The sequence below is a fragment of the Priestia filamentosa genome (assembly GCF_900177535.1).
Taxonomy (GTDB): Bacteria; Bacillota; Bacilli; order Bacillales; family Bacillaceae_H; genus Bacillus_I; species Bacillus_I filamentosa.
In genome coordinates, this window is sequence record NZ_FXAJ01000006.1 from 16,390 (window position 1) to 41,444 (window position 25,055).

Here is a 25,055-nt window from a genome sequence, read left to right on the forward strand (position 1 = left end):
CACCTCATATGATATTTTTAAAAATTCTGTCATCTTTACTCATACAAGTGACAGGCTACATAATGTTTTTCCTCTACTTCCCTAAAAATTGGACGCTTTTCTTTACAAACATCCATACATTTAGGGCAGCGCGTATGAAAAGCACAGCCAACAGGAGCAGCAGATGCGCTTGGTAAATCTCCATTTAAAACAACTTGCTCTTTTTTGGCTTCTGGATCTGGAATAGGAACAGCAGATAGCAATGCTTCTGTGTAAGGATGAAAAGCTTTCTCATAAAGACGTTCACTGTCTGTAAGCTCTACAAGTTGACCTAAATACATCACTCCAACTCTGTCGCTAATATGACGAACAACGCCAAGGTCGTGAGAAATAAAGATGTATGTAAGTCCAAATTCTTTTTGTAAATGTTCCATCAGATTTAACACTTGCGATTGAATCGAAACGTCGAGTGCTGAAACAGGTTCATCTGCAACAATAAGACGAGGGTTCGTCATTAGAGCTCTGGCAATTCCTATTCTTTGTCTTTGGCCACCGCTAAATTGGTGTGGATAGCGCTTGCTATGATACGCACTGAGACCTACTATTTCAAGCATCTCTTGTACTTTTTTCTTCCGCTCTTTTTTTGAACCAATTCCATGAACAATAAGCGGTTCTTCTAAAATTTTCTCAACGTTATGGCGGGGATTTAACGAAGCAAATGGATCTTGAAAAACCATCTGCATATCTCTTCTCAGTGAGCGAACAGCTTTTTTAGAGAGATTTGTAACCTCTTTTCCTTGAAAGGTAACACTGCCTTCTGTTGGCTCAATTAAGCGCAGCAATAATCTGCCCATCGTTGATTTCCCACATCCACTTTCTCCTACAATCCCAAGGGTTTCGCCTTCATATACCTCAAACTTTAAATCATCAACTGCTTTTACATTGCCAACCTTTCTTCCTAATATTCCTTCTCTATTTAAAAAGTACTTTTTGAGACCATTAACTTGTAGCAATGCTTTGCTCATCTCTAACCCCCTCCTCTTCATGTAAGAAGCAGCGTACTTTATGATAGTTTTTAAGATGATAAATAGGTGGGGTTTCGATAAGACATCGCTCTGTTACAAATTCACAGCGACTAGCAAAATGACAACCTTGTTTAATAGATCCTGGCTTAGGAACATTACCAGGAATAGAATACAACCGATCTTTCTTTATTCTTTTATCAGGAACAGATTTAATGAGGCCCCTTGTGTACGGATGTTTTGAATTTTTAAAAAGGGTGAGAACGTCTGTTTCTTCAATAATTTTTCCCGCATACATAACCATGACCCGATCACACACTTCAGCAACAACTCCAAGGTCGTGAGTGATAAGCATAATTGCTGTATTTAATTCTTCATTTAATTCTTTCATTAACTGAAGAATTTGAGCTTGAATGGTTACATCAAGAGCTGTTGTCGGCTCATCTGCAATAAGTAACTTCGGGTCACATAAAAGAGCCATCGCAATCATTACACGCTGTCTCATTCCTCCAGAAAGCTGATGTGGATAGTTTTTTATAAGCTCTTCAACTCGAGGAAGACCAACAAGCTTCAGCATGTCCAAAACCCGCTCTTTCGCTTGCTTCTTACTCCATTTTCTATGTATGCGTATTGCTTCAGTGAGCTGTGAGCCAATTGTAAAAAGAGGGTTAAGGGACGTCATAGGCTCTTGAAAAATCATTGAAATGTCGTCTCCTCGTATTTCTCGCATTTGCTTTTCTGAGAGGTTCATAAGGTTGATCTCATTGAACAGCATAGAATCTGCTTCAACAATACCTGGGGGCTCAGGGACAAGTTTCATAAGCGATAGAGATGTAATACTCTTACCACACCCTGATTCGCCTACTACTCCTAAAATCTCGCCTTTTTTAATATGAAACGTAATGCCATCAACTGCTGGCACCCTGCCATCTTCTGTTTTAAAAGAGATGCGCAAGTTCTGTACATCAATCACTTTTTCAGATTCCACAGCCTCACTCCTTATATAAAAATTTAGAAAACATCCTCAACTGTAATTTTCTGACTTATCAGAAAATTACAGTTGAGAAAATTATAATACAAAAGTTTTTAAGTAGGTGTAAAAAAATGTCGAAAACTTAAATAAGTTTTCGACATTTTTATCCATCCAATTGTTGCACGCTAAAGAGACTATAGTAACTTCCCTTTTTCTTCATTAGCTCCTCATGTGATCCTCTCTCTTTAATTCTTCCATTTTCTACAAGAACAATTTCGTCTACATGTGTAATCGTAGATAATCTGTGAGCGACAATGAATGTCGTACGATTTTTTGCTAACTTTTCAACGGCTTCTTGAATAATGTGTTCACTTTCCAAGTCAAGTGCAGAAGTTGCTTCGTCAAAAATAAGAATTGGTGGGTTTTTCAAAAATACGCGAGCAATCGCAATACGTTGTTTCTGACCTCCCGAAAGCTTGACACCTCGTTCTCCCACTTTTGTATCATATCCTTCAGGAAGTTCTAAGATGAAGTCATGAGCATTTGCTGCTTTAGCAGATTCGATAATTTCCGCTTCACTTGCTTCTGGGTTTCCAAAAGCAATGTTGGCCCGAATAGAATCACTAAATAAAACATTGTCCTGCATAACAATTCCTATTTGGTCGCGCAAGCTTCGCACTTTGAAAGAACGAATATCCTCTCCATCAATGCGCAAAACCCCTTTACTTACATCGTAAAAGCGAGGAATTAAACTAATAATTGTGGATTTTCCTCCTCCGCTCATTCCAACAAATGCGGTTGATTTTCCACTTGGCACATCCAGAGAAATGTTATGAAGCACTTCTTCATCTTCATAAGAAAAAGAGACATTTTCAAAAGTCACTCTTCCTTTAATATTCTTACATTCTTTTGCGTCTGGCTTATCTTCAATATCGTACTTTTCATCCATAAATTCAAAAACACGATCCATTGAAGCAATTGCTTGAGTTAAAGTTGTTGAAGCGTTAACAAGCCGGCGTAACGGACTATACAGACGATCAATATATGTAACAAAGGCAACCATCGTTCCCACACTTAAGCCACCTTTTATAGCATAATAACCTGCATAACCAATTACTAATAAAGGGGCAAGATCTGTTACTGTATTAATAACTGCAAATGTTTTGGCATTCCAACTTGTATGATCAACAGCTCGTTTTAAAAAATTACCGTTATGCTTATCGAATTCTTTTTCCTCATGTTCTTCAGCTGAAAAACTCCTGATAAGCGAGATTCCTTGCACTCTTTCATGGAGATGACCTTGCACTTCTGCAAGAGCTTGAGATCTAACGCGTGTTAAATGACGCAGCCTGCCATAAAAGTATTTAACAGTGAAAGCATAGACTGGAAATAAGATAATCGATACAATAGTTAATTTCACATTCATTGTAAACATGATAGCAATCGCAATAAAAATAGTTGCTGTATCAAGCCAAACGTTCATAAGCCCTGTAATAACAAAGGTTTTCGTTTGTTCCACATCATTGATTACTCTTGAAATCACTTCTCCAACTCTCGTATTTGCGTAAAAACGCATGCTTAGACGTTGGATATGATCAAAAAGCTTTCTCCGAATATCGTATAAAATTTTGTTAGCCACCCACTGTGCGTAATATTGACGATAATATTCAACAGGAGGACGAAGAAGGCCAAATATAACAAACATAAATCCCATTAAGTAAAAGAGTCTTGTTAATTTTTCACTGTCTGAAAGAGTATTCCCTCCTAAAATATTATCAACAACGTATTTTAAAATAAGTGGGATGGTAAGAGGAAAAGAGAATTTAACAAGACCAATAATAATTGTTGCAACAATTTTCCATTTGTATGGTTTTACAAATACAAAGTATCTTTTTATGCTACTCAAACAAGGCCCCCCTCATATATAGAAAAAACCTGCCAGAAAGGGAACAGGTTAAATGCGCGGTCTTCGATATGTTAAATACCTTTCATACCACATATCAATAAAGTCTGGTGCAAACGGTCCTTTTCTTTGTCGAATCCAGTTTTGTAAATTTTCTAGGTTATATTTTAAAATCCGATCAATGACAAGTGGATAATTCATCTTCTTCCGATGATCTTCATATTCATCTTCATCAAGAATTGTATATGTCATATCGGGAAACACCTTAATATCTAAATCATAATCAATGTACTTTAATGCACCTTCTTCTAAAATGAATGGCGAGCTAATGTTGCAATAGTAGTAGATACCGTCTTCTCTAATCATGCCAATCACATTGAACCAATGCTGAGAATGAAAATAGCAAATCGCGGGTTCTCGTGTCACCCATTTCCGACCATCAGATTCTGTTACAACCGTTCGATCATTGCCACCAATCATAAGCGTTTGGGTACCTTTTAAAATCATCGTTTCATCCCAAATGCGATGGATATGGCCATCATGCTTATAGCTTTGGATTTCAATTGGCTCTCCTTCCGCTGGTTGAATCATTTTTTCCCCTTCTTTCTATTTTAGAACTCTTCTCGTTTGTTTATGAATCTTTTATGTACTGCTTTGGAGTTCTCCCTTGTCCACTTTTCGTCTATCTTGTCTAATAACTACAATTATTCGTTCGTAACTACATAGGCTCTTTACTATTATAACTTTTTGGAGAACAAATTAAAACAAATGGGGGTGCCTAGAGCAAACAATTCACTCCAGACGCCCCCTTTTTACCTATTTAAAAAGCGGTTCTTCTACCGCTTCTTTTTCATACGTTTCGATAATTGATGCAGTTTGGTTTTGAAACGTTGTCTGAATATCCTTCAGCTGTTGTTTCATGATTGAAATCTCTTCTTGCAAAGAATTTAATTTTGTTTCTTCTTGAAGTACTAAAAGCTCTCTTTCAATCTCTTGGCAACGCTCTATTTCTGATTGAATAAACAACAGCTCATCCATTGTCTTCATTTGCTTCACAACTAACTGATCAAATTTTTGCACGCGTTTCCCTCCACTTTATCATTAGTATGGGTAGATGCTTCACGTTCTGCGACTTACTTCACTAGTTTAATTCTTGATTAACACGCTTTTCCCTTTGCCGAGATATGTAAAGTTTAGACAAGTTTTGTCACAGAAAAAAGACACTTCCTATCCGAATGAAGGAAGTGTCTTTTGAACTTACAAATTAGCTGTTTTGGTTTTTGTTTTTATTAGCTTGAGCGTTTTGTTGCTTCACGTGTTGTACATCAGTTTCAGCAGCATACTCAGTGCCATATTGGCCTTGGTTAGCTTGAGCATTTTGTTGTTTTACATGTTGAACGTTAGTACCAGCTGTTGTTTGGTTTTGATTTTTCTTTGCCATTGTCTTTCACCTCCACGAAAATTAATATGTCCAGAAGGTGAAAGAACTATCCAAAATTATTTATTTTTTTACACAAGCAGTGAACGACCACCATCAACAATGATTGTTTGTCCACAAATCATGCTTGCTCCTTCAGATAAAAGGAACATAACTGTATTTACGATGTCATCCATTTCAACCATACGTCCTGCAGGTGTATTTTCTCTTGCATCGTTTAAAAGCTCTTCACGGTTTGGAAAATGCTTTAATGCTTCCGTATCTACAGCACCACCTGAAACTGTGTTAACTTGAATATTCTTCGGTGCAAGCTCAACAGCTAAGTAACGTGTTAAAGCTTCAACAGCTGCTTTTGAAACTCCAACTGTTGTGTAGTTCTCTAAGTAGCGCATAGAACCAAGCGAGCTAATTGTAACAATTTTACCTCCGCCCGTTTTTTCCATCCTTTTTGCCGCTTCTTGAGCACAGAATAAATAACCTTTGCTATTAATATCCATTGTCCAGTTCCAATGCGTTTCCTCAACTTCCATAATTGGACGAAGAACACCTGATGCTGCATTGCTTACAAAAACGTCAAGACGGCCAAAAGTGTGATCAATTTCAGCAAACATTTCCTTAATTTTCTCCACTTTTCCAACGTTTGCTTTCACAACTAATGCACGCTGTCCAATGCTTTCAATTTCAGCGGCTAGTTCAAGGGCTGCGCTTTTGCTACGCGCATAGTTAACAACAATGTCATACCCTTCCTTTGCTAAACGTAATGCTGTAGCTCTGCCAATTCCGCGACTACTTCCTGTTATTAAAGCTACTTTATTTTCCATCATGACACCTCATTTTAAATTCATTAATCATCTTAATTTGCTATTTTATTGTAATGCTTACCGTGTATAAGAGACAAGCATTGTTGTAAAAATAAAACGAGCACGCACAAGGCTCATAAATTTCACAACACGTGTATGGAGGGACGCCCATTATGTATGTTGGACGCGATATGACTGCTCTTTCAATGATAGGGAAAGAAGAGTGGAAAGACAGCGAACTTGCTTACTTTCATCACTCTCTTCAACAAATTATGCCTTATCTTAATAGTGAAGGACAAACGATTCATCGTCAAATTATAAATGAAATTCAAAATCGCGGTGGCCTTCATCGCAGAGAAGGCGACTATACGCATGGAACTGAAATAGTGTATGACTAATACTTCCCTATCCGAGAAAGCTCGGGTAGGGTTTAATCTTGTTGGCGTTCCTTAAATGCCTTCTTCATTTTCTGATGTGAAACAGGAAAAGCATATTGCTCTGCTTCTTCCCATGTAAGAAGTTTGAGGGTTTCGCTCTCTTCTACTTTCCCTCTAATCTTTCCTTCGTAGACTGTAATATGCCATGTAAGATGTGAAAAAACGTGACTAATTGTTGTAAAAGGCTGTCCTATTTCAGCTTCCACCCCATATTTTTCTGTTAAGAATGCTGTTAATTCCTCTTCCTTAGAAGGAGCTTTCTGAATTTCAACATTTGGAAATTCCCATAAATTCGCAAGAAGTCCCTTACTTGACCTTTTATGAATAAGAACTTTCCCACTTTCATCTGTTACCACTGCTGCTGCAAGTTCCACAGCTTTTACAGATTTCTTACTTGTCTTAACTGGCAATTCTTTTTGTGTACCTTCTTCAAATGCCCTGCAATGTTCCTGAACAGGACAAAGTAAACAGGCTGGAGACTTTGGTGTGCAAATAAGAGCGCCAAGTTCCATCAACCCTTGATTAAAAAAAGAGGGGTTCTCATGTGAAATTATGGCATAAACAAGTTCATCAAAAAGCTTGCGTGTTTTTGGCTTCGCAATGTCTTCCCATACGAACAAAATACGGGAGAGAACACGCATTACGTTTCCATCAACAGCAGGTTCTGGGACGCCGTAGGCAATGCTTAAAATAGCTCCTGTTGTATATGGTCCAACTCCTTTTAGCTTAGATACTTCATCTTTTGTTTCAGGAACAATGCCACCATACTCGTCGCGCACTTCCCTAACCGCGTACTGAAGATTGCGCGCTCGCGAATAATAGCCAAGCCCCTCCCATGCTTTTAATACGTCTTCTTCATCAGCATCAGCCAAATGTTCAAGTGTTGGAAATTTACTTATAAAATTATTAAAATAAGGAATAACTGTATCAACCCTTGTTTGCTGAAGCATAATTTCAGATACCCACACTTTGTACGGATCTTTATCTTGGCGCCACGGTAAATCACGCTGCTCTGCTGTAAACCAACCAATCAAATCTTCTTGAAATTTTGCTATATTAAAATCCTTTACAATTTCTTTACTTTGTTTCATGTGCTATCCTCCGAGGTATTATGATAAATATGAATATAGGGATTCTTCATTTCTTCCCATTTCATTCTATTGTCTGTTTAATATAGATAATAAAAGCGTGCAATAATTACAATATTTTCTTCTATATAATGTTTCTTATTGTTAAACACTATAGGTAACAAGCTTCCATAAGTTGTCACCTATATACCAACTCTACAGTGAAACTTGATGAACAGAGTTCAAAAGCGTTATAATCCACATAATCCAATTTGCAATAAAGCAAATTGTTTAAATAACAACATGAATCACAAGAATTTAGCCTAACATATATTAGTTATGACCTGTTAGAACCGAACGATTAGGAGGTCTTTTTTTGGATACTGGAACACATATTGTTATGGGAATTGCTTTAGGAGGATTAGCAACGCTAGATCCGACTGTTTCCTCTCATTTAGATACGAAAGAAGCTGTTATGATAGGAGCTATTGCAGGATCACTTATTCCTGATATTGATACGATATTGAAATTAAGAAACAACGCCAAATACATCCGGAACCATCGCGGGATTACTCACTCGATTCCTGCCGTTCTTCTATGGCCGCTTCTTATTACATTTATTTTGCATCTACTTTTTCGAGATGCCCACCTTTTTGATTTATGGATGTGGACATTTATAGGAGTCATTATTCACGTTTTTGTCGACATTTTCAATGCCTATGGAACACAGGCATTTCGACCCTTTTCTCAAAAATGGGTAGCTCTTGGGATTATCAATACGTTTGATCCGTACTTTTTCACTATCCATATCATTGGCATAATCATTTGGGCTATTGGTGGAAGTCCTGGTCCAACCTTTATTACGGTTTTTGGCGTTATTATCGTCTACTATTTTATCCGAATTGCAATGAATCTTAACTTGCGTCATAAAATAAAAAAACAACTTCCAAATGTAGAAAAGATCATTATTTCACCAACAATGCGTTTCAATCGTTGGCATCTCGCTATCATTGCTAAAAATCACTTTTATGTGGGAAATGCCACAAACGGAGAAATCAAAGTTCATGATGTTTTTGAACGGATGGAAGAACCTTCATCAGCGCTTATGGAAGCTGCAAAACAAGATGAAAACTTATCAGCATTCCTTTCGTTCTCCCCTGTATACAGGTTCGAGACTGCAGAGTATAGCGATCATATTGAAGTACGCTTTATTGACCTTCGTTATCGAAGTAAAGGATATTATCCGTTCGTAGCTGTTGTTCAGCTTGATTTTGATTTAAATATCATCTGTTCATATACAGGATGGATTTTTAGTGAAAAGAAACTCCGTAAAAAACTAGATTATTTACCAAACTAAAAAGAAGTGGGTTTCCACTTCTTTTTAATGTTTTAAATCATCTTCACTGTCCATTAGTGCTTTGAATTTTGGATTGCTTGTTTTGAACTCGTGCAGTCTCGGTCCATAATGATTAATCCAGTTTGTTACGATTTGCTCTGTTAACTCCTGTCCTTTATACTCCCTACCTGCTTTAGCATATGTTGCTTCAAAGTCTTCCCATAAAAGCTCAATCCATGTCCGCGCTTTGGCATATGATAGACTATCGTTCTTTTCTAACAGCATTGTTGTTAAACGCTCAAAAATATCTTCCATTTTCTCATTTCCTTTCTGTCCTAGGGCAATATCTGGTTACATATCCCGCTAAGCTTATAGCATATACTAAACGTGCATAAGGATGTTCTTTATGCACGTTACTTCTAACAAGGGGGCGAACGCACGATGCGAAATAAAGCAAAAGGATTCCCAAATCAAAATAATAACAAATTTGAAGGTGAACCGCGAGCAAAAGCTGAATATGCGTCAAAACGAGCAGATGGAACAACTAATACGCATCCGGCTGAACGCATGCGTGCTTCTAATGAACGCGCGGATTATTAACTCTAACGAAACATAATTCTGGAGGTGCTCACAGTGGGAAAAAATAGACAAAATCGATTTTCAAATCAAGGCTATCAAAACCCATTTCAACAAGCATGGTCGAGTCCAAAACATGCGTCTTCACAAGTGAATGGCGAAACTCAACAAACTCAAGGATTAATTGTGTTAGAAAAACAAATGCGCAAATATCAGTCGTAACTCCCTCAAATAAAATGAACAAGCGAAAAGCATGTAAGACAAGCTCTTACATGCTTTCGCTTTGTTTCAAAAGAGAAATAGGCAGCGCTTCTTCTTTATGAGGTTCATCCGTACGAACTCCCCATGCAAAAACGCCATTTAAATAATCAATTTTGAAGTAACGGCCAGGATCCCCTTCGATTTCATAAACTTCCCCAGGTTTGAAATGATCAGGATTTAACAAATAGGCTTTGGCAAGAACCATCTTTCTCTCTAATACAGCGTATTCATTCACAATCCCAAGTTGTTCTGCTTTCCTAGCTTTCTCACCAAGCTGACTAATTTCTTGTCTTAACTCATATTCTGTGTACTCACTATATCTTTTCTCCATCTTTGACCCCTTCTTCCCCTCTTGTTTATATGATTGTTTTAATAACATCATTACGTGGTAAAGGTTACAAAACCTTTTTTCCTATATAAAGAAGCTTTGAAGGCTTCTTTATTGTTTAAATTGTAGCAAAAGATCGCATAAATAACATATAGTTAGTCATTTTGCTGGGCTAAATGATCAAGAAGCTTGTTTATCTGCTCAAGTGGGAAGCCTTTTTGATAAAGATGAGTTTTCATTTTCTGTGTGTATTGAAAATCCTCATATTTACGATAGCGTCGATGAGCTTTTTCACCTTGTTTTTTTAAGGCTTCCCACTGCTCATCTTCATCTTTCTCAAGAGAGACTTCATGAAGCGCTTTTGTGATAAGAGAAAGATCGAATCCTTTTGTAAGCAGGGTAGTTTTAGCTTTTTGCTTCATCATCTTTTCAGACTGCTTCTGGCTTTTCTTTCTCGTTTTTTCAATCAGCTTAAGGGCATTTTCAAACTGAAGCTCTTCATCATATTCAAGAAGAGACTCTTCAATATCAGGACCTGTAATTCCTTTTTCAATCAGCTCTTGCTTTAAAAGCCCAGGACCCTTTGAGTTTGTTCGCATGTGCGTGCGAACGTAAGCTTTCGCAAATTCCAAATCGTTAAGATACCGATATTCAAGAAGTTTCTCAATTGCCCGACGGATTGCGTCGTCACCCATTTCTTTTGTTTGTAAATACTGCTGAACTTCTTTTACAGAACGCATGCGGTATGATAAATAGGTAAGAGCTAAATTATGCGCTTTTTTAACATGATCTTCGTATTGAATTTCGGCAATTTCATCGTCTGTTAAGTTTTGCCCTTTTCTAATTGCAAAAGTTGTTAGTACATATTCATCAACGCTGAACGCATATTCTTCACCTTTTCCATAATCAAGAAAAACATTATAGCGCTCAGTATTTTTCTTTTGCGTGGTAATTTTAGTAACAACAGGCATTTCAGTTCACCGCCTTTATTAATGTATTTTATCCCTTATAAAGGAGAGGATTTCATGAAAATTGCTATTGCTGGAGGAACAGGATTTGTCGGTTCTAAGCTTGCTGATAAGCTCCTATCCGAACATCATGCTGTTTACATTTTAACACGAAATAAAGAAAAAGCTTCGACAACGCCTCACTTGCATTATGTACCATGGCTCACAAAAGGAACAACTCCTGAGGTTGAGCTAGATGGTGTTGATGCTATTATAAATCTTGCTGGAGCGTCCATTCAAAATAGATGGACAGCAAAAAACAAACGTGCCATTTTTGATAGTCGGGTTGCAGCGACGAAGTCTATTGTTCATATGATTCAAAAAATGAAAATGCCACCGAAAGTTCTCATAAACGGAAGTGCTGTTGGATACTATGGGACTTCTGAAACAGCCGTATTTACGGAAGAGTCTCCTTCACAAGGAGAAGATTTTCTCGCAAAAACCGTAAAACAGTGGGAACATGAGGCTAAAAAAGCAGAGAAATATGGAGTAAGAACAGTTTTCACCCGTTTTGGCATTGTGCTAGGAAGTGATGGAGGTGCGTTTCCAATGATGAAAATGCCGTACAAAATAGGAGTTGGTGGAACGATTGGCACTGGAGCACAGTGGGTATCATGGGTACATATTGAAGATGTTATTAATATTCTTCAGTTTTGTATAAATGAAAACATTAGCGGCCCTGTTAATGTCACCTCCCCACAGCCAGTTCGAATGAAAACATTCGGAATAGAGCTTGGTACCTCTCTAAATAGGCCTCACTGGTTAAAAGTACCGAGTTCAGCTATTAAAAGTGTACTCGGTGAAATGAGCATGCTCGTCTTAGAAGGCCAAAAAGCCTTGCCAAAGAAACTTGAAGAACACGGCTATGAGTTTTCGCATAAAGAAATAAGAGAAGCATTTAATACTCTAAAGAAAAGATAATCTTCGATATTTTAAAGATTATTTTTTCTTCTATCATGGTAAAATAGGTAAAAAACTACAGGGGCTAAAACTATGAAGAAAATCTTGTTCAAAAATGCAGCTGTTTTTCCAATTACAAGCGAGATGTTACCAAAAGGCGATGTGCTTGTTGTTGGCAATAAAATTGAAGATGTTAGATCAAGCATTGAGTTAACTGAAGAAATGGAAGTTATCAATTGTGAAGGATTGTTTCTATTCCCTGGGTTTATTGATGTTCATACACATCTTGGTCTTTACGATGAAGGAACTGGTTGGGCGGGAAATGATGCGAACGAAACCATTGAACCCCTCACCCCCCATATCCGAGCATTTGACAGCGTTCATCCGCTTGATTCAGGGTTCGCTGATGCAATTGAATATGGCATCACAACCGTTCACGTTATGCCTGGAAGTATGAATGTCATAGGGGGTACAACTTCTGTTATTAAAACAGGTGCCAAAAACATTACCGATTTACTTATGAAAGAAACAGCAGGCCTAAAAATTGCGCTTGGTGAAAATCCTAAACGTATTCACAGTCAAGGAAACAAAGACTCCATTACACGAATGGGCATCATGGGAATGTTGCGAGAAGCTTTCTATGAAGCAAAATATACAGATAACCCAGATACCTTACGCATCCAGCCACTTGTAAAAGCATTGAATCGTGAAATTCCTGTACGTATTCATGCACATAGAGCTGATGATATTTTGTCGGCTCTTCGCTTTGCTGATGAATTTGAACTTGATTTACGAATAGAACACTGTACAGAAGGGCATCTCATTACTTCTGCCTTAGGAGGACGAAATTTAAAAGTTTCCGTAGGTCCAACATTAACGCGCCGTTCAAAAGTTGAACTCCGTAATAAGAGCTGGAAAACTTATAGTGCCCTAACAGAACAAAATGTTGAAGTTTCTATTACAACGGACCACCCTTACACACCTGTTCAATATCTGAATATATGTGCATCCCTTGCTGTTCGAGAAGGTTTAGATGAGCAAAAAGCACTTGAAGGTATTACTATTTTCCCTGCTCGAAACTTAGGCATCGATAATAAAGTTGGCAGCATTGAAAGAGGAAAAGATGCAGATCTTGTTCTGTGGAATTATCATCCCTTCCATTACTTAGCAAAGCCTTTTTTAACAATGATTGGTGGAGAAATTTTCTTTAAAAAAAATTAACATTTTGCCTATTCCTTTTTACAAAAAACTTTAGTATTATATCTAAGAAGTTTTCATTTACGACCTTAAGATTTTGCTGAATATCTTTTTTTAAAGCCTAAAAAAAGATATTCATTTCTAATAAAAGTCGTCACTTTTTTTAGTCAATACTGTTTTCTGGAAATGGGAAGGCAAATGGTGCGCCACCAAGTTTTACTTGGTTCTAGTGGGTTCGATTCCCACCCCGAAATTTTTTTGAACTTATAAAAAAATTTCGAGGGTGGTTTTTTAGCATGCTATCATTCTGCCCTCGCATGGAGGGGAACCCTATGTTAAAAAAACGTGATTTACATGATTGTCAAAATTTATATGAGCTTATGGTCCATCCAGAAGTCTTCCCTTTTGTGCGTCATAAACCGGCGTCCTATGATGAATTTATTTTCATAACAAAACAGCTTCTTGAAGCAGAAGAACGAGGAGAGCTTATATCACGAACAATTACAGATGAATGGGGTGCTCCAATTGGCACCATCAATCTATTCGATATTGAAGAGGGAGCAGGATTTCTCGGTACGTGGCTTGGTAAACCATATCATGGAAAAGGATATAACCAAGTAGCAAAAGATGCTTTCTTTGATGAACTATTCTATGAGCTTGGAATGGAGCGTATCTTTATGAAAATTCGGAAAAGCAATATTCGTTCCATTAAAGCAGCTGAAAAACTTCCATACGTTATTAATGCAAATGAACTTTATAAAAGCTTATATGATGAAATTAATGAAAAAGAAGATACGTATCACCTTTTTGCTATTCCAAAAGATCTCTACACTCTTTATCGCTTACGTCAACAAGACGAAGAACAGCAGGCAAAAGAGGCATAAAAAGCAGTCAAATGACTGCTTTTTGTTTAAAATAAATTCATAATAATACTAATGACAACGATTATCCCGATAATCATTAAAATAGTTCGAATCATCCTATCCTTCCTTTCGTTTAAAGAGATTGAAAATGGATAAACTAAAACTATAACAGTTTGGAGGGATCTTCTATGCCAGAAAAAAAGAAACATGATCGCTTATCAAGAAATACACTTTCAAGTTCACAGCAAGTAACATACTCACATGAATTTAAAATGGCAGATCGAGCAGGCGGCTTTACACCAAAACGCTCAAAATAATCTTATTTCTTCACACATATGTTGTCCTTTCTTAACGCAAACTATTTGTTGAAACGCACTATTTCTACGTTAAGAAAGGAGAATTTTTTATGAAAGATAAAGAGCAAGAGAACTATTATAAAGAAAAATTAAAGATGCCAAAGCATGTAAAACCAGATGGTCATGATATTGAGTATTCTGATGAATTAGCTGATACAGAAGATTTAAAAGCAAAGGAACGCTCCATTGCTTCTCATAAGCGCCAGAAAAATCAGTAGTCATTCTACTTATACACAATATAATCCACAATTTTCTTAAAATTGTGGATTATATTGTGTATTACTTGTTTTTGGAGCTTCTTACTGTGGACAAGAATGGGGACAAAAACACCTTTTTCATCCACAAAACTGTGGATAGTGTGTATAAAGTTGTTAATATTCAGACTTTATACACTATTTTTAATAAAAATTCTTGTGGATAACTAAAAAAGAAGCCTTGAAGGCTTCTCTTTTAGTTTTCATCTACTACTTTACCTCTTGAAAGGACTTTCTTAGTTAAACTTACGTTCATTTCTTTTGCAAACTGCTTTAATGTTCTTTCTTCACGCTGTGTAACAATAGAAACAACTGTTCCTTCTTTTCCTCCACGTCCTGTTCGACCTGAACGATGTGTATATTGAGTCACATCTTGTGGAAAATCAACATGAATTACGTGGGTTAAACCTTCTACATCTAATCCACGTGCAGCTACATCTGTTGCTAATAAAAGAGGGATGTCTCCCTTACGAAGCATTTTTAGAGCTGTTGCACGTTCTTCTTTTTTCGCCTCACTATGCAAAACACCAAGCGAAATGCCTTTATACTCTAACTTTTCAGCAGCAACAACAAGATTTCCGATATCACGTACAAACCCAAGTGCTTTTACTTTCTCAGCATGAAGAAACTTACGTAGCACATCAAGCTTTTCTCGCCCTTCACAAACAAAATAAATATGTTCTACTTTTGCCGCTGTAAGCTCATCACGCTCAATTTTAAAGATGTGTGGCGCTCCGCTCATTAAGTCATCTGCAAGCTGCTCTGATTTTCCTGCTAACGTTGCTGAAAACAATAAGACTTGACGCTCACTTAGCGAAGATTTGATAATATCCTGAACAGTACTAATGTGCTCTGGAATAAGAAGTTGGTCACCTTCATCAATTACAATAGTCTTCACTTCATGCATCTTGAACTTCTTCATTTTAATTAGTTCATTAACACGGCCAGGTGTTCCGAATGCAATATGTGGACGGTTTTTCTTCAACTTCTCAACTTGACGCTTTACGTTAGCTCCTCCAATAAATGAGCCAACTTTCACATCACTTCCTTTTGTCCACTTTTGAGCTTCTTCAAAAATTTGCATAACTAACTCTTGTGAGGAAGCGAGGACAACGGCTTGAATATGCGGCTTGCTCGGATCAATCTTCTCAATCAAAGGAAGTAGGTAAGCAAGTGTTTTTCCTGTTCCAGTTGGAGACTTTGCAATAACGTCTCCACCCTCTAGAATTGCAGGGATAGCCTTCTTTTGAATGCCTGTTGGTGCTTCAAATCCTGCTTCTTCCCACTTTTCTTGCAAAAACGGCTGAAATGATGATAAAAATTCTTGGTCTTTCATGAAATTCTCCTTTATTTACAATCTAAGTTTGACATCTATTGGTAGATCTATTTCTTACTCTTTTCATTTAATAATAAGTCATGTAGTTTCTTAACCCTTTTCTATAGTAACAGGAGATATACAAAAGGGAAATAATCAACAGTCGTTTTCTTTCTCTTTTAGGTATGAGAATATGTAATAGGTTGTACAAAAAGAATGCTTTGTGCTCGCTTATACATACAGCAGAAAAAAGACGATAAAGGAATTAGGCTCAGGTAAAAATAAGCTTATTCCTCTATCTTTTGCTTTACGACCCGAAAATAGCAACTTGTTGATCTTGTAAGAAGAACGTTTGGTTTCTCCACTTTAGCGTATTTAATACATATCCTAAAGCATCTGCATTATAGCGCCCCGCAATTCGCTGATAGGCTAAAAGCTCATACACACCATCGCGATCGAAGTCCACAGGATACAATCCACTAAGGGGATTGACAAACCCACTAATGGGCTCTTTTAATGTTCCATCACTATTATATATCTCATCTAAATATTGCTTATCTCTTGTCGAAATATCAATGATGTATTTTTTCCGATTCCGCTCGCTTATGACCTCTACTTTTTTATCGTTTTTGTACGTGATTTCATACTTATAGTAGTCATTATATACATTCGAATCAAAAATTAGCCGAGGTGTGAGATTTACGAACGAATAGAGATTATGATACATCATGCCACCGCTTCCCCCTGAATCAATACTTACTAAAATATCAGCTGTTTTATCTCCTGTAACATCTCCAACAAATAATGATGGGGCATATCCCGCATCTTCTGTTAAAGAAACGCTTACTACCTTTCCTGTTCTCCCATCTTTTACAAGGAGACGGAGGTGCTGAATAAAGGGACTATCAGCCGTCCTCTCCCCGACTAACGAGATATAATCTGGCACCTTATCTCCTGTGACATCTCCTGTCGTAAAAGCTACAGTGCTTAGCTGTTGTCTGAAATAGTGCATAGTCTTCTCCTTTTCAAATCATTTTGTATCAGTATATGGGCGAAAAAGAGATGTTGCGACTAAAAAAGGGAACAAGAAATATCTTATTCCCTTTCCTATTTCAAGCTCAGCGTTGTCACACTTTCGACGTGTGCTGTTTGAGGAAACATGTCCACAGGCTGAATGCGCTCTACTTTATATAGTTTTGTTAAGATCTTAACATCTTTAGCAAGAGTTGATGGATTACATGAAACATATACGACTTTTTTCGGCTTGACGTCTAAAATGGTTTTTAGAAGTTTTTCATCACATCCTGTGCGAGGTGGATCGATAACAATGACATCTGGTTTCCATCCTTCTTTTACCCATTTCGGCATCCAATACTCGGCTTTTCCAACTACATAATGAGCATTGTCATAGCCTTTTGCTTTGGCATTTTTATTAGCATCGACGATAGAATCTTCAATAACGTCCATGCCACGTATTTCACCTGCTTCATCAGCAAGCCAAAGACCAATCGTTCCGACGCCACAGTAAGCATCTACAATTTTTTCTTTTCCTGTTAAACCAGCTTCTTTTTTTACTTCATTATAAAGTTTAACAGTTTGCGTTGGATTCAACTGGAAGAAAGCACGAGCTGATAAGTCAAAAGACAAGTCGCCAAGTACTTCCTCGATTGTTTCTTTTCCGTCTAACGTAAATGTCTTATCTCCAAAAATCAGTGAGGTTTTTTGACCGTTCACATTTTGCATAATGGATTTCACTTCTGGCAGGCGCTTTTTCACTTCTTGAATAAGAAGATCTTTTTTAGGAAGCTCTTCTTTAGAAGTAATAAGAACAAGCTGTACTTCCCCTGTTGACACTCCAATACGAGTCACTATTGTACGAACAAGCCCTTTACGTTTACGTTCATCGTAAATCGAGATCTTCAAATCTTGAAGAATTTGTTTTACGTTGTTAATGACTTTCGTTGTTTCAGGACGCTGTACAATACATTCGTTAATATTAATAAGACGGTGTGAATTTGCTCCGTAAAGACCTGCAATTACTTTTCCTTTTAAAAGGCCTACTTGGAACTGAGCTTTGTTACGATATTTCCATGGCTCTTCCATTCCAATTGTTTGTTCAAGCTTTTTCTCTAAATTACGTACATTACCATGACGTTCAAATGCCTGAACAACAATGTCTCGTTTGGCTCTCAACTGCCCTTCATAGCTTAAATGCTGAAGCTGACAGCCGCCACATTTTTCATAAATTGGACAGGGAGCTTTAACACGTTCGTCGGACATTTTGCGTATGCGTTTTACACGTCCTTCGGCAAATTTATGTTTTACATTCGTAATTTCCGCGATAACTTCCTCATTTGGAAGCGCCCCCGGAACAAATACGACTTGCTTTTTAAAATACCCAACACCTTCTCCATTAATGCCGAGTCTTTTGATTGTAAGCGGAACATGTTGTCCAACTTTTACTTTCATCTCAACCTTTTCTTTTTTCTGATTTGTCTTCAAAAGGTTGCACCTCCTTTAATGTTATTCAATGCTTTTCCATAAATACAAGCTTGCATAACTTAAATATGGAGCCCAGCCCTCACTAAGTTCATCCATTTGTAAAAGGGTTGGTCGCTTTTCTAAGTTAAAAAGCTTAGCAACAGCGTTCTGTAAGCCAAGATCTGCTTTCGGAAATAAGTTTTCTCGTCCACATCCTGCCATTAAGAAATTTTGCGCTGTCCACGGACCAATACCGCGAATTTCAACTAAAGTTTTAACAACCTCTTCATCTGAAAGCTCTTGTAAAGCTTCCAGAGACAAAGTTCCTGAAACAATCTCTCTAGAGACACCTAGAATATACTCTGCTTTACGCTCGCTTAATCCAATTTCACGGAGTTCTTCAATGGAGCGAGCAACAATTTCTTCTGGCTCTGGGTAGACAAAAACTTCGTCTATCATTGTCCCGAATGTTCTTACGAAGCGAGCCGTTAAAAGATCTGCAACTTTCATACTCACCTGCTGATGAATAATGTTTTTCACTAAACATCCATAAAGGTTAAATTCACAAACAAGCGGAGAGCCACGAAACTTTTTAAAAAGTGGCGCTAGACTTGTTTCTTTAAAATGATCTTCTACTTTTTGTAAGTCTCGATCAAACTGAAAAATGCGTGAGAGCTCTTCCATAACTGCTTTTTCATCTAGAGAATCTTCACTATAGATAACACACGAAGGCTCTTTGACAGTTCCAGTACTTTTTATATAAACAACAGTAGGGATATTATGAATCCGTAACGGTACTTTCATCCCTTTGTAGTCATGATCAATGTTGTGTAAAGAATCAAGAGAAAGACGGGTAAAAACGTGGGTAAAATCATATGGGGATTTTAATTTCTTTTCTATTCTCATTTCCCTTCCCCCTCCTTTTTATCAACCTTATAATAGTAAACGAACTAGGGGCTAAAACGCAAATAGGAAAAGCCTGCTTAGTCAGCAGACTTCTCCTTTTGCTTTTCGTTTAGTAAATGATCCAAAGATTTGAATTTATATCCTTGCTTTTTTAAATCAATGATGGCACGCTCAAGTGCTTCAGCATTGTCTTTTGACACTGTATGAAGCAAAATGACAGCCCCCGGATGGATTTGTTCCATAATATTATCGTATGCATAACGCCATCCTTTTTGCTGATCTGTTTTCCAGTCCACAAATGCAACAGACCAAAAAACTGTCGTGTATCCTTCATTACGAGCTACTTCTAAAACACGCTCACTAAAAACCCCTCTTGGTGGCCTTAAATAGCGCATCTCTTTTTTTCCAGTGAGTTTTGTATATTCATCTTTTACACATTTAAGCTCTTTTTTTAATCGTTCATCACTTACTTGGGTAAAATCTGGATGATGCCAAGAATGATTTCCAACTATATGGCCTTCTTTCGCCATTCGCTTTACAAGTGAAGGCTCACTCTCTAGAAACTGACCTGTCACAAAAAACGTTGCTGTGACATTCTGTTTTTTCAAAACATCTAAAACACCTGGTGTATATCCATTTTCATAACCATTATCAAAAGTTAGATAGACATTTTTGTCTTTACCAACGTAAACAGACTTTTGCCTTTTCAACATTTCTTCATACTGCTTTCCAACTTCGGGTTTTACATGGTCTTTGTTTTTCGCAAATCCCCAGTTGTAAGGTGTGTTCGAAGAACTTGCTGAGATACTCATTGGCAATGCTAATATCATGCATAGCACGAGAAGAAAATAACGCATCCCCTAGTCCCCTTTCAGTCATTTACTGTTAGTTTGGACTTTGAGTCAGCAAGTTCATGCACACCATTATTTGACTGCTTTTACTTCCAGTCTTTTTTGAACTGTTCACACTTTAGCTGAAGGTCGTCCATCATGCCAATAAGGCGGTCAATATCTTCAATGTCAGCATTTTCTGCCTCTAAAGAGTCCAGTACGTGCATAAACATATCAAGACGGGTTCTTAAATATTGAAGCTGTGCTTCTTTATCGTGAATTGCATTGCCCATTTTCACACTCTCCCTTCACATTCTTAATGGTAGCGAATGATTTCAGCATTGACAACTAAAAGCGGATAATTCCATAATAATCGTTAGTGCCCTTTATTTAGTTTGATGAAATAATGTGAGAGACAAGTTCTCTTTTTAAAGGAGTTTTTATGATGAAACAAACGGTTTTAAAACCGATAACCCCACAGTACGACCCGTGGGAAGCTTATTTAGATATCGAGGAGTTTGGTAAACCAACATTAACAAACGTCGAGTTTACAACAACTACTCTTTGTAATATGCGCTGTGAACACTGTGCTGTTGGTTACACATTACAACCAAAAGATGATCCAGCTCTTCCATTAGATTTGTTAATTCAGCGACTAGAGGAAATTCCTCATCTTCGTTCCATTAGCATTACAGGTGGAGAGCCAATGCTTTCTCTTTCATCTGTAAAAAATTACGTTGTACCGCTATTAAAGTATGCACATGAGCGTGGTGTGCGCACGCAAATCAATTCGAACTTAACGTTAGATTTATCTCGTTATGAGCTTATTATTCCATACTTAGACGTTTTACATATTTCTCATAACTGGGGAACAATGGATGAGTTTGTTGAAGGCGGATTTGCGATGATGGAGCGCAAACCAACGTATAAGCAACGTGCAAAATATTTTGAGAAAATGATTGAGAATAGCCGAGCCCTTGCAAAAGCAGGTGTTATGGTTTCTGCAGAAACTATGTTAAACAAGCGAACGCTACCATACATGAAAGATATTCACCATCAAATTGTTAACGAAATGCAATGTGGCCGACACGAAGTTCACCCTATGTATCCGAGTGACTTTGCAAGCGCTCTTGAAACCCTTTCTTTAAGAGACATGAGAAAAGCGATTCATGATTTGTTAGATGTTCGAGATGAAAATGTATGGATGCTGTTTGGAACGCTTCCCTTTTATCCTTGTAGCTCAAATGAAGAAGATTTAGCACTTTTAAAACGTCTTCATAGTGCTAAAAATGTTACAGTTCGAAACGATCCTGATGGCCGTTCACGACTGAACGTCAGCATTTTTTCCGGAGATATTATCGTCACAGATTTCGGAGATACGCCAGCACTTGGAAATATTCAGGACACAAAACTTCTAGATGCTTTCCAAACATGGCAAAATTCTAATATCTCAAAAGAAATAAGCTGTCACTGTCCGGCGGTGAAATGCCTTGGACCAAATATTTTAGTACGTGATTCTTATTACAAAGATACAGATTTTACAAAACTTTCTTCCAAACTATAAAAAAAGGTGCTCAACTGAGCACCTTTTTTATGAAACATGATAAGTAAAAGATAAGTGATCTTGAACAGGGATCCAAGCTCCAATTCCTTGTGATGTAACATTCTTCACAACAATTGTTCGCTTCGTTCCTTTAATAACAAGATACACTTCCCCATATGTGACTTTCCCCTTCTCACTTACAGCGGGAACATATGAGTGAAGCTGAGCAAATTTCTTTGCTGGCACCGTATATTCTCTTTCTTTTTTCGTTCCTGCCCCAACAACCGTTGTAAATGCAAGAGGAAGCTTTGTTTTTGCTTGCGCTTTTAAAAGCATCATCTTTTTTACTTCATCCGCATTTGGGATGTCAGCTGTTAATCCACCTTTAACTTGCTTTTGCTGTTCTTGTCTGTAGTACATCTTAGCAGGACTTTCAACTCCTCGGTTATCGTAACGGTTCGTATTAATATTCTGATACTCCCAGTTCGTATTTGTTTCATCTGACTGATAGTTCAGTGGCCATTCCCCTAAATAGACCGTTGCCTTAAAACCAAGTGAAAGAGGATTAGAAGAAATAGAAGACTCGTTTAACATGCGAATAAGGTCTGGACTTTCAATCTTAACATTGGATGTTTCGATAAGCTCTTTTGTAAGCTCACTAGGCTGTAAAGAAGGTGAATCATGGTTTGAATTAGGATACGTGTTCTCTTTCCCAATATTTAACGTCGCCCCTGGAATTTCAACGCCACTGCTTCCTTTTTTCTTTCCTTCAGCAGAAATTGAGGAAACTCCTCCAAATACAAGTAGAAAAATAAGAAAGCTTAACACTACTTTCCGAAGCATTCTAACACTCCTTTCAACAATAAGAAATTCCTTTGTTCGTAGTTTTTTCTTATCCCTATTTTTTTATCCGTAACATTCTTTTTTAAAATAAATAGAAACCAATTCCAATAATGACATATGCCCCTAATAACATAGCTCCTTCAAACCAATTCGTATCTCCATCGTTTGATACAATTACAGTTAAAAATACTGCAGAAAACATAGCGATAAGCTCTGGATAAGAAAATACTAAAGGCATTGACTCTTGAAACAAGAGAGATAATAATACAAGCACTGGAGCTACAAACATGGCAACTTGAAGCGTTGAACCAATCGCAATTTCAACAGCAACATCCATTCGATTTTTATAAGCCATAATAACAGCAGAAATATGTTCAGCTGCATTCCCTACAATAGCTACGATAATTACCCCGATGAACAGCTCGCTCCATCCAAAACTTTCTCCAACAATTTTAAATGTCTCCACAAGACTTTCTGAAATATAAGCGACAGCAATTGTTGCTAATGCAAGGATCACAAACGCTCGTTTTGTTGTCCATTCTGCTGTTTCCTCTTCATGAGCAACATTTTGCCCTTCTTGTGTATAAACGCCTCTGTGTGTGACAAGACGAAACAAAAGAGCAGCAAGATAAAGAAAAATGAGGATGATAGAAGTCCCAATGCTAAGACTAATAGCATTTTGCTCTGACATTCCTTTTGAGAATACTTCTGGAATAACAAAAGCAACCATAACAGAGAAAACAAGCAATCCTGAATTGTGGCGCGCATCATAGACATTAAACGTCTGTCTTTTAAATTTCAGCCCGCCAACAAAAAAAGAAAGGCCGCCAACGAGTAAAAGATTCCCTAACACAGAGCCCGTCAACGATGCTAGTACTATTGTAACAAGTCCAGCTTTTAAAGAGAAAATTGAAATAATTAATTCAACAGCATTTCCAAATGTCGCATTTAAAAGACCTCCAATTCGTGGGCCTGTTACAATTGCAAGACTTTCTGTTGCCCTCCCCATATAGCTTGCTAGAGCAATAATTGTCAAACAATATACTCCAAACATAACAAGTGGAGAAAAATGTAGAAGATGACCAATAACAGAGAGCGGAACCCCAATAATTGTAATAATAAGAAAGACTTTATTAATCAAACAAACTGCCTCCCTTCATAGCTTTTCACTTCATACTTCATATATCTACGTTATTTTGAGCTAATCTTTCACTTATTATGAAGAAGATTTTAGGAAGTGTGTTTAAAACAGCGAAAACTAGGAAAATTAAAGACGAAAAGGAGGCTTATTTACGATGAGTGAAGCTTTGAAAGAACATGTATTGTCTATCCTAAACAATTATAAAGTAGGAACGCTAGCAACAATTCGGAACGATCAACCATTCTCTCGCTTTATGATGTTTTTCCATGAAGAGCTTGTACTTTACACAGCAACAAACAAAGAAACTCATAAAGCAGAGGACATTGAGAAAAATCCCCATGTTCATATTCTGCTAAGAAAAGAAGATTCGTGGAATAGTCCATATGTTGAAATTGAAGCGGAAGCAACAGTTGAAGAAACAAAAGCATTAAAGGAAAAATTTTGGAACGAACAGCTGAAGGAATGGATTGATAGTCCAGAGGATCCAGACTACCTTCTTCTTCAACTGACACCAAAAAAGATTTATTACTACGAAAAACCTGGAAGTAAAGCTCAAATTCTATAAATAAAGAGGGGCTCAATATGAGCCCCTCTTTATTTATAGAATTGAGAAGCTTTCAGTAATACTTATACTTCCTTGCACAGATTGAATCATCGGACACACTTTTTTAGATAATTGAATAACTTTTTTAATTTCTTCTTCTTTTAAGGCAGTACCTCTTATCGAATAATGAAGATGAACATGTTCAAGACGTTTGATAAGACCAGTACTTCTCTTTTCCTTTGTTTCTATTTTCATATCTGTTATAGCCATCCCTTTTCTTTCTAACGTAGAGAGTAAAACTTCTCCACTGCACGAAGCAATTGATGCAATCATGAGATCTGAGGGAGAAAACGTTCTTTTATTACTCCCTGATATATATAATCTGATATGTTCCTTTTCTGTACTAAAACACCCTTCACTTTTTTGTAATTCCATCTCTTCACCTCTTTTCTCCCTTATATCACGGCTGACAGCTTCATACAATGAGCGGAAAAATATTTTTTTCAAAAAAAAGATACACATTTTTCTTTCTCTGTTATATAATACAAGTAAGTAAAATAAACTGTATTAAAACAGAAAAGAGGAGATGGAGAATATGAGCAGACAAGAACGGAAAAATATGATCGAATTTATTTCAAGAGTAAGACCAGTAGATATGGAGCTTTTCATGTACATGACGGATGCTGATCTTGAGCAAGTTTATAACACAACTTATTTTTATCATGAAGAAATTGCAGAATAAAAACCTAAATTAA

The 25,055-nt window shown here is 37.2% G+C and carries 32 protein-coding genes; 12 read left to right on the forward strand and 20 right to left on the reverse strand.

The annotated features are described in order from the left end of the window. Positions 1-35 precede the first annotated feature (35 nt). The 7 genes from B9N79_RS19345 to fabL form a co-directional block, all read right to left on the reverse strand. Positions 36-1,004: an ABC transporter ATP-binding protein gene (locus B9N79_RS19345; protein ID WP_040060645.1), complete on the reverse strand. Its 969-nt coding sequence runs from the start codon at positions 1,002-1,004 to the stop codon at positions 36-38. Continuing rightward, positions 979-1,989: an ABC transporter ATP-binding protein gene (locus B9N79_RS19350; RefSeq protein ID WP_046218130.1), complete on the reverse strand. Its 1,011-nt coding sequence runs from the start codon at positions 1,987-1,989 to the stop codon at positions 979-981. The genes B9N79_RS19345 and B9N79_RS19350 overlap by 26 nt, the downstream gene beginning before the upstream one ends. Before the next feature lie 148 nt (positions 1,990-2,137). Further along, positions 2,138-3,880 carry an ABC transporter ATP-binding protein gene (locus B9N79_RS19355; protein ID WP_040060649.1) on the reverse strand — a complete coding sequence of 581 codons (1,743 nt, stop codon included), beginning with the start codon at positions 3,878-3,880 and terminating at the stop codon, positions 2,138-2,140. A 48-nt stretch (positions 3,881-3,928) separates the two neighbouring features. Then, positions 3,929-4,468 (reverse strand): nucleoside tri-diphosphate phosphatase, encoded by a 540-nt coding sequence (ntdP, locus tag B9N79_RS19360; RefSeq protein ID WP_019390615.1) that lies wholly within the window; start codon positions 4,466-4,468, stop codon positions 3,929-3,931. A 225-nt stretch (positions 4,469-4,693) separates the two neighbouring features. Continuing rightward, complete coding sequence (locus B9N79_RS19365) at positions 4,694-4,957, reverse strand: YgaB family protein (protein ID WP_040060651.1); 264 nt, start codon at positions 4,955-4,957, stop codon at positions 4,694-4,696. Between the two features lie 184 nt (positions 4,958-5,141). Then, a complete protein-coding gene (locus B9N79_RS19370) occupies positions 5,142-5,318 on the reverse strand; it encodes a gamma-type small acid-soluble spore protein (RefSeq protein ID WP_019390613.1) in 177 nt (58 codons plus the stop codon). Positions 5,319-5,386: 68 nt separating this feature from the next. Next, positions 5,387-6,136, reverse strand: coding sequence for an enoyl-[acyl-carrier-protein] reductase FabL (gene fabL / locus B9N79_RS19375; RefSeq protein ID WP_019390612.1), 750 nt, complete (start codon positions 6,134-6,136; stop codon positions 5,387-5,389). 152 nt (positions 6,137-6,288) lie between these two features. On the opposite strand from fabL, the gene B9N79_RS19380 reads away from it, so the two are divergent. Next, positions 6,289-6,513, forward strand: a complete 225-nt coding sequence (locus B9N79_RS19380) for a hypothetical protein (protein ID WP_019390611.1) — start codon at positions 6,289-6,291, stop codon at positions 6,511-6,513. 32 nt (positions 6,514-6,545) lie between these two features. Here B9N79_RS19380 and mutY read toward each other — a convergent pair whose 3' ends face one another. Beyond that, complete coding sequence (gene mutY / locus B9N79_RS19385; RefSeq protein WP_040060653.1) at positions 6,546-7,643, reverse strand: A/G-specific adenine glycosylase; 1,098 nt, start codon at positions 7,641-7,643, stop codon at positions 6,546-6,548. A 352-nt stretch (positions 7,644-7,995) separates the two neighbouring features. Here mutY and B9N79_RS19390 point away from each other — a divergent pair, with 352 nt between their 5' ends. Continuing rightward, positions 7,996-8,976, forward strand: coding sequence for a metal-dependent hydrolase (locus B9N79_RS19390; protein ID WP_082023754.1), 981 nt, complete (start codon positions 7,996-7,998; stop codon positions 8,974-8,976). A gap of 24 nt (positions 8,977-9,000) precedes the next feature. Here B9N79_RS19390 and B9N79_RS19395 read toward each other — a convergent pair whose 3' ends face one another. Next, a complete protein-coding gene (locus B9N79_RS19395; protein ID WP_019390608.1) occupies positions 9,001-9,270 on the reverse strand; it encodes a YfhJ family protein in 270 nt (89 codons plus the stop codon). Between the two features lie 126 nt (positions 9,271-9,396). Between B9N79_RS19395 and B9N79_RS19400 the strand changes: the two genes are divergently transcribed. Next, on the forward strand, positions 9,397-9,555 hold the full coding sequence (locus B9N79_RS19400; protein ID WP_019390607.1) for a small, acid-soluble spore protein K: 159 nt from the start codon (positions 9,397-9,399) through the stop codon (positions 9,553-9,555). A 33-nt stretch (positions 9,556-9,588) separates the two neighbouring features. Next, complete coding sequence (locus B9N79_RS19405; RefSeq protein WP_082023755.1) at positions 9,589-9,753, forward strand: YpzG family protein; 165 nt, start codon at positions 9,589-9,591, stop codon at positions 9,751-9,753. 46 nt (positions 9,754-9,799) lie between these two features. Here B9N79_RS19405 and B9N79_RS19410 read toward each other — a convergent pair whose 3' ends face one another. Continuing rightward, positions 9,800-10,123, reverse strand: coding sequence for a YfhH family protein (locus B9N79_RS19410; protein ID WP_019390605.1), 324 nt, complete (start codon positions 10,121-10,123; stop codon positions 9,800-9,802). A 152-nt stretch (positions 10,124-10,275) separates the two neighbouring features. Continuing rightward, positions 10,276-11,091 (reverse strand): recombination regulator RecX, encoded by an 816-nt coding sequence (gene recX, locus B9N79_RS19415; RefSeq protein ID WP_040060654.1) that lies wholly within the window; start codon positions 11,089-11,091, stop codon positions 10,276-10,278. 54 nt (positions 11,092-11,145) lie between these two features. Between recX and B9N79_RS19420 the strand changes: the two genes are divergently transcribed. From B9N79_RS19420 to B9N79_RS19440, 5 genes are all read left to right on the forward strand, one after another. Beyond that, entirely contained in the window at positions 11,146-12,048 is a 903-nt protein-coding gene (locus B9N79_RS19420; RefSeq protein WP_019390603.1) for a TIGR01777 family oxidoreductase, read from the forward strand. 72 nt (positions 12,049-12,120) lie between these two features. Then, positions 12,121-13,248, forward strand: coding sequence for an amidohydrolase (locus B9N79_RS19425; protein WP_048896692.1), 1,128 nt, complete (start codon positions 12,121-12,123; stop codon positions 13,246-13,248). Between the two features lie 308 nt (positions 13,249-13,556). After that, positions 13,557-14,108, forward strand: coding sequence for a GNAT family N-acetyltransferase (locus B9N79_RS19430; protein WP_019390601.1), 552 nt, complete (start codon positions 13,557-13,559; stop codon positions 14,106-14,108). Between the two features lie 167 nt (positions 14,109-14,275). After that, positions 14,276-14,404: a YfhE family protein gene (locus tag B9N79_RS19435; RefSeq protein ID WP_019390600.1), complete on the forward strand. Its 129-nt coding sequence runs from the start codon at positions 14,276-14,278 to the stop codon at positions 14,402-14,404. Positions 14,405-14,493: 89 nt separating this feature from the next. Then, a complete protein-coding gene (locus B9N79_RS19440; RefSeq protein ID WP_019390599.1) occupies positions 14,494-14,661 on the forward strand; it encodes a YfhD family protein in 168 nt (55 codons plus the stop codon). A 232-nt stretch (positions 14,662-14,893) separates the two neighbouring features. Here the strand turns inward: B9N79_RS19440 and B9N79_RS19445 are convergent, their stop codons facing one another. The 6 genes from B9N79_RS19445 to B9N79_RS19470 all read right to left on the reverse strand — a co-directional run bounded on the left by B9N79_RS19445 (position 14,894) and on the right by B9N79_RS19470 (position 20,522). After that, positions 14,894-16,033, reverse strand: a complete 1,140-nt coding sequence (locus B9N79_RS19445; protein WP_040060657.1) for a DEAD/DEAH box helicase — start codon at positions 16,031-16,033, stop codon at positions 14,894-14,896. Positions 16,034-16,319: 286 nt separating this feature from the next. Further along, a complete protein-coding gene (locus B9N79_RS19450) occupies positions 16,320-17,024 on the reverse strand; it encodes a hypothetical protein (protein WP_019390597.1) in 705 nt (234 codons plus the stop codon). Between the two features lie 95 nt (positions 17,025-17,119). Beyond that, entirely contained in the window at positions 17,120-18,481 is a 1,362-nt protein-coding gene (gene rlmD / locus B9N79_RS19455) for a 23S rRNA (uracil(1939)-C(5))-methyltransferase RlmD (RefSeq protein WP_040060867.1), read from the reverse strand. Between the two features lie 54 nt (positions 18,482-18,535). After that, the gene (locus tag B9N79_RS19460) at positions 18,536-19,399 is read right to left on the reverse strand and encodes a DNA-3-methyladenine glycosylase family protein (protein ID WP_040060659.1); all 864 of its coding nucleotides are present in this window, start codon (positions 19,397-19,399) and stop codon (positions 18,536-18,538) included. A gap of 77 nt (positions 19,400-19,476) precedes the next feature. Beyond that, positions 19,477-20,256 (reverse strand): delta-lactam-biosynthetic de-N-acetylase, encoded by a 780-nt coding sequence (pdaA, locus tag B9N79_RS19465; RefSeq protein WP_019390594.1) that lies wholly within the window; start codon positions 20,254-20,256, stop codon positions 19,477-19,479. Between the two features lie 80 nt (positions 20,257-20,336). Then, the gene (locus B9N79_RS19470; protein ID WP_019390593.1) at positions 20,337-20,522 is read right to left on the reverse strand and encodes an SE1561 family protein; all 186 of its coding nucleotides are present in this window, start codon (positions 20,520-20,522) and stop codon (positions 20,337-20,339) included. A gap of 152 nt (positions 20,523-20,674) precedes the next feature. On the opposite strand from B9N79_RS19470, the gene yfkAB reads away from it, so the two are divergent. Beyond that, positions 20,675-21,793 carry a radical SAM/CxCxxxxC motif protein YfkAB gene (gene yfkAB / locus B9N79_RS19475; RefSeq protein WP_372450219.1) on the forward strand — a complete coding sequence of 373 codons (1,119 nt, stop codon included), beginning with the start codon at positions 20,675-20,677 and terminating at the stop codon, positions 21,791-21,793. Between the two features lie 27 nt (positions 21,794-21,820). Here yfkAB and B9N79_RS19480 read toward each other — a convergent pair whose 3' ends face one another. Both B9N79_RS19480 and cax read right to left on the reverse strand, forming a co-directional pair. Further along, the gene (locus B9N79_RS19480) at positions 21,821-22,615 is read right to left on the reverse strand and encodes a YfkD famly protein (protein WP_019390591.1); all 795 of its coding nucleotides are present in this window, start codon (positions 22,613-22,615) and stop codon (positions 21,821-21,823) included. A gap of 82 nt (positions 22,616-22,697) precedes the next feature. Continuing rightward, on the reverse strand, positions 22,698-23,756 hold the full coding sequence (gene cax, locus B9N79_RS19485; RefSeq protein WP_019390590.1) for a calcium/proton exchanger: 1,059 nt from the start codon (positions 23,754-23,756) through the stop codon (positions 22,698-22,700). Between the two features lie 154 nt (positions 23,757-23,910). On the opposite strand from cax, the gene B9N79_RS19490 reads away from it, so the two are divergent. Continuing rightward, positions 23,911-24,321: a pyridoxamine 5'-phosphate oxidase family protein gene (locus B9N79_RS19490; protein ID WP_019390589.1), complete on the forward strand. Its 411-nt coding sequence runs from the start codon at positions 23,911-23,913 to the stop codon at positions 24,319-24,321. A 33-nt stretch (positions 24,322-24,354) separates the two neighbouring features. Here the strand turns inward: B9N79_RS19490 and B9N79_RS19495 are convergent, their stop codons facing one another. Continuing rightward, a complete protein-coding gene (locus B9N79_RS19495; protein ID WP_040060664.1) occupies positions 24,355-24,735 on the reverse strand; it encodes an OsmC family protein in 381 nt (126 codons plus the stop codon). Between the two features lie 160 nt (positions 24,736-24,895). Between B9N79_RS19495 and B9N79_RS19500 the strand changes: the two genes are divergently transcribed. Continuing rightward, complete coding sequence (locus tag B9N79_RS19500) at positions 24,896-25,042, forward strand: BH0509 family protein (protein WP_019390587.1); 147 nt, start codon at positions 24,896-24,898, stop codon at positions 25,040-25,042. The last annotated feature ends 13 nt before the right edge of the window (positions 25,043-25,055 follow it).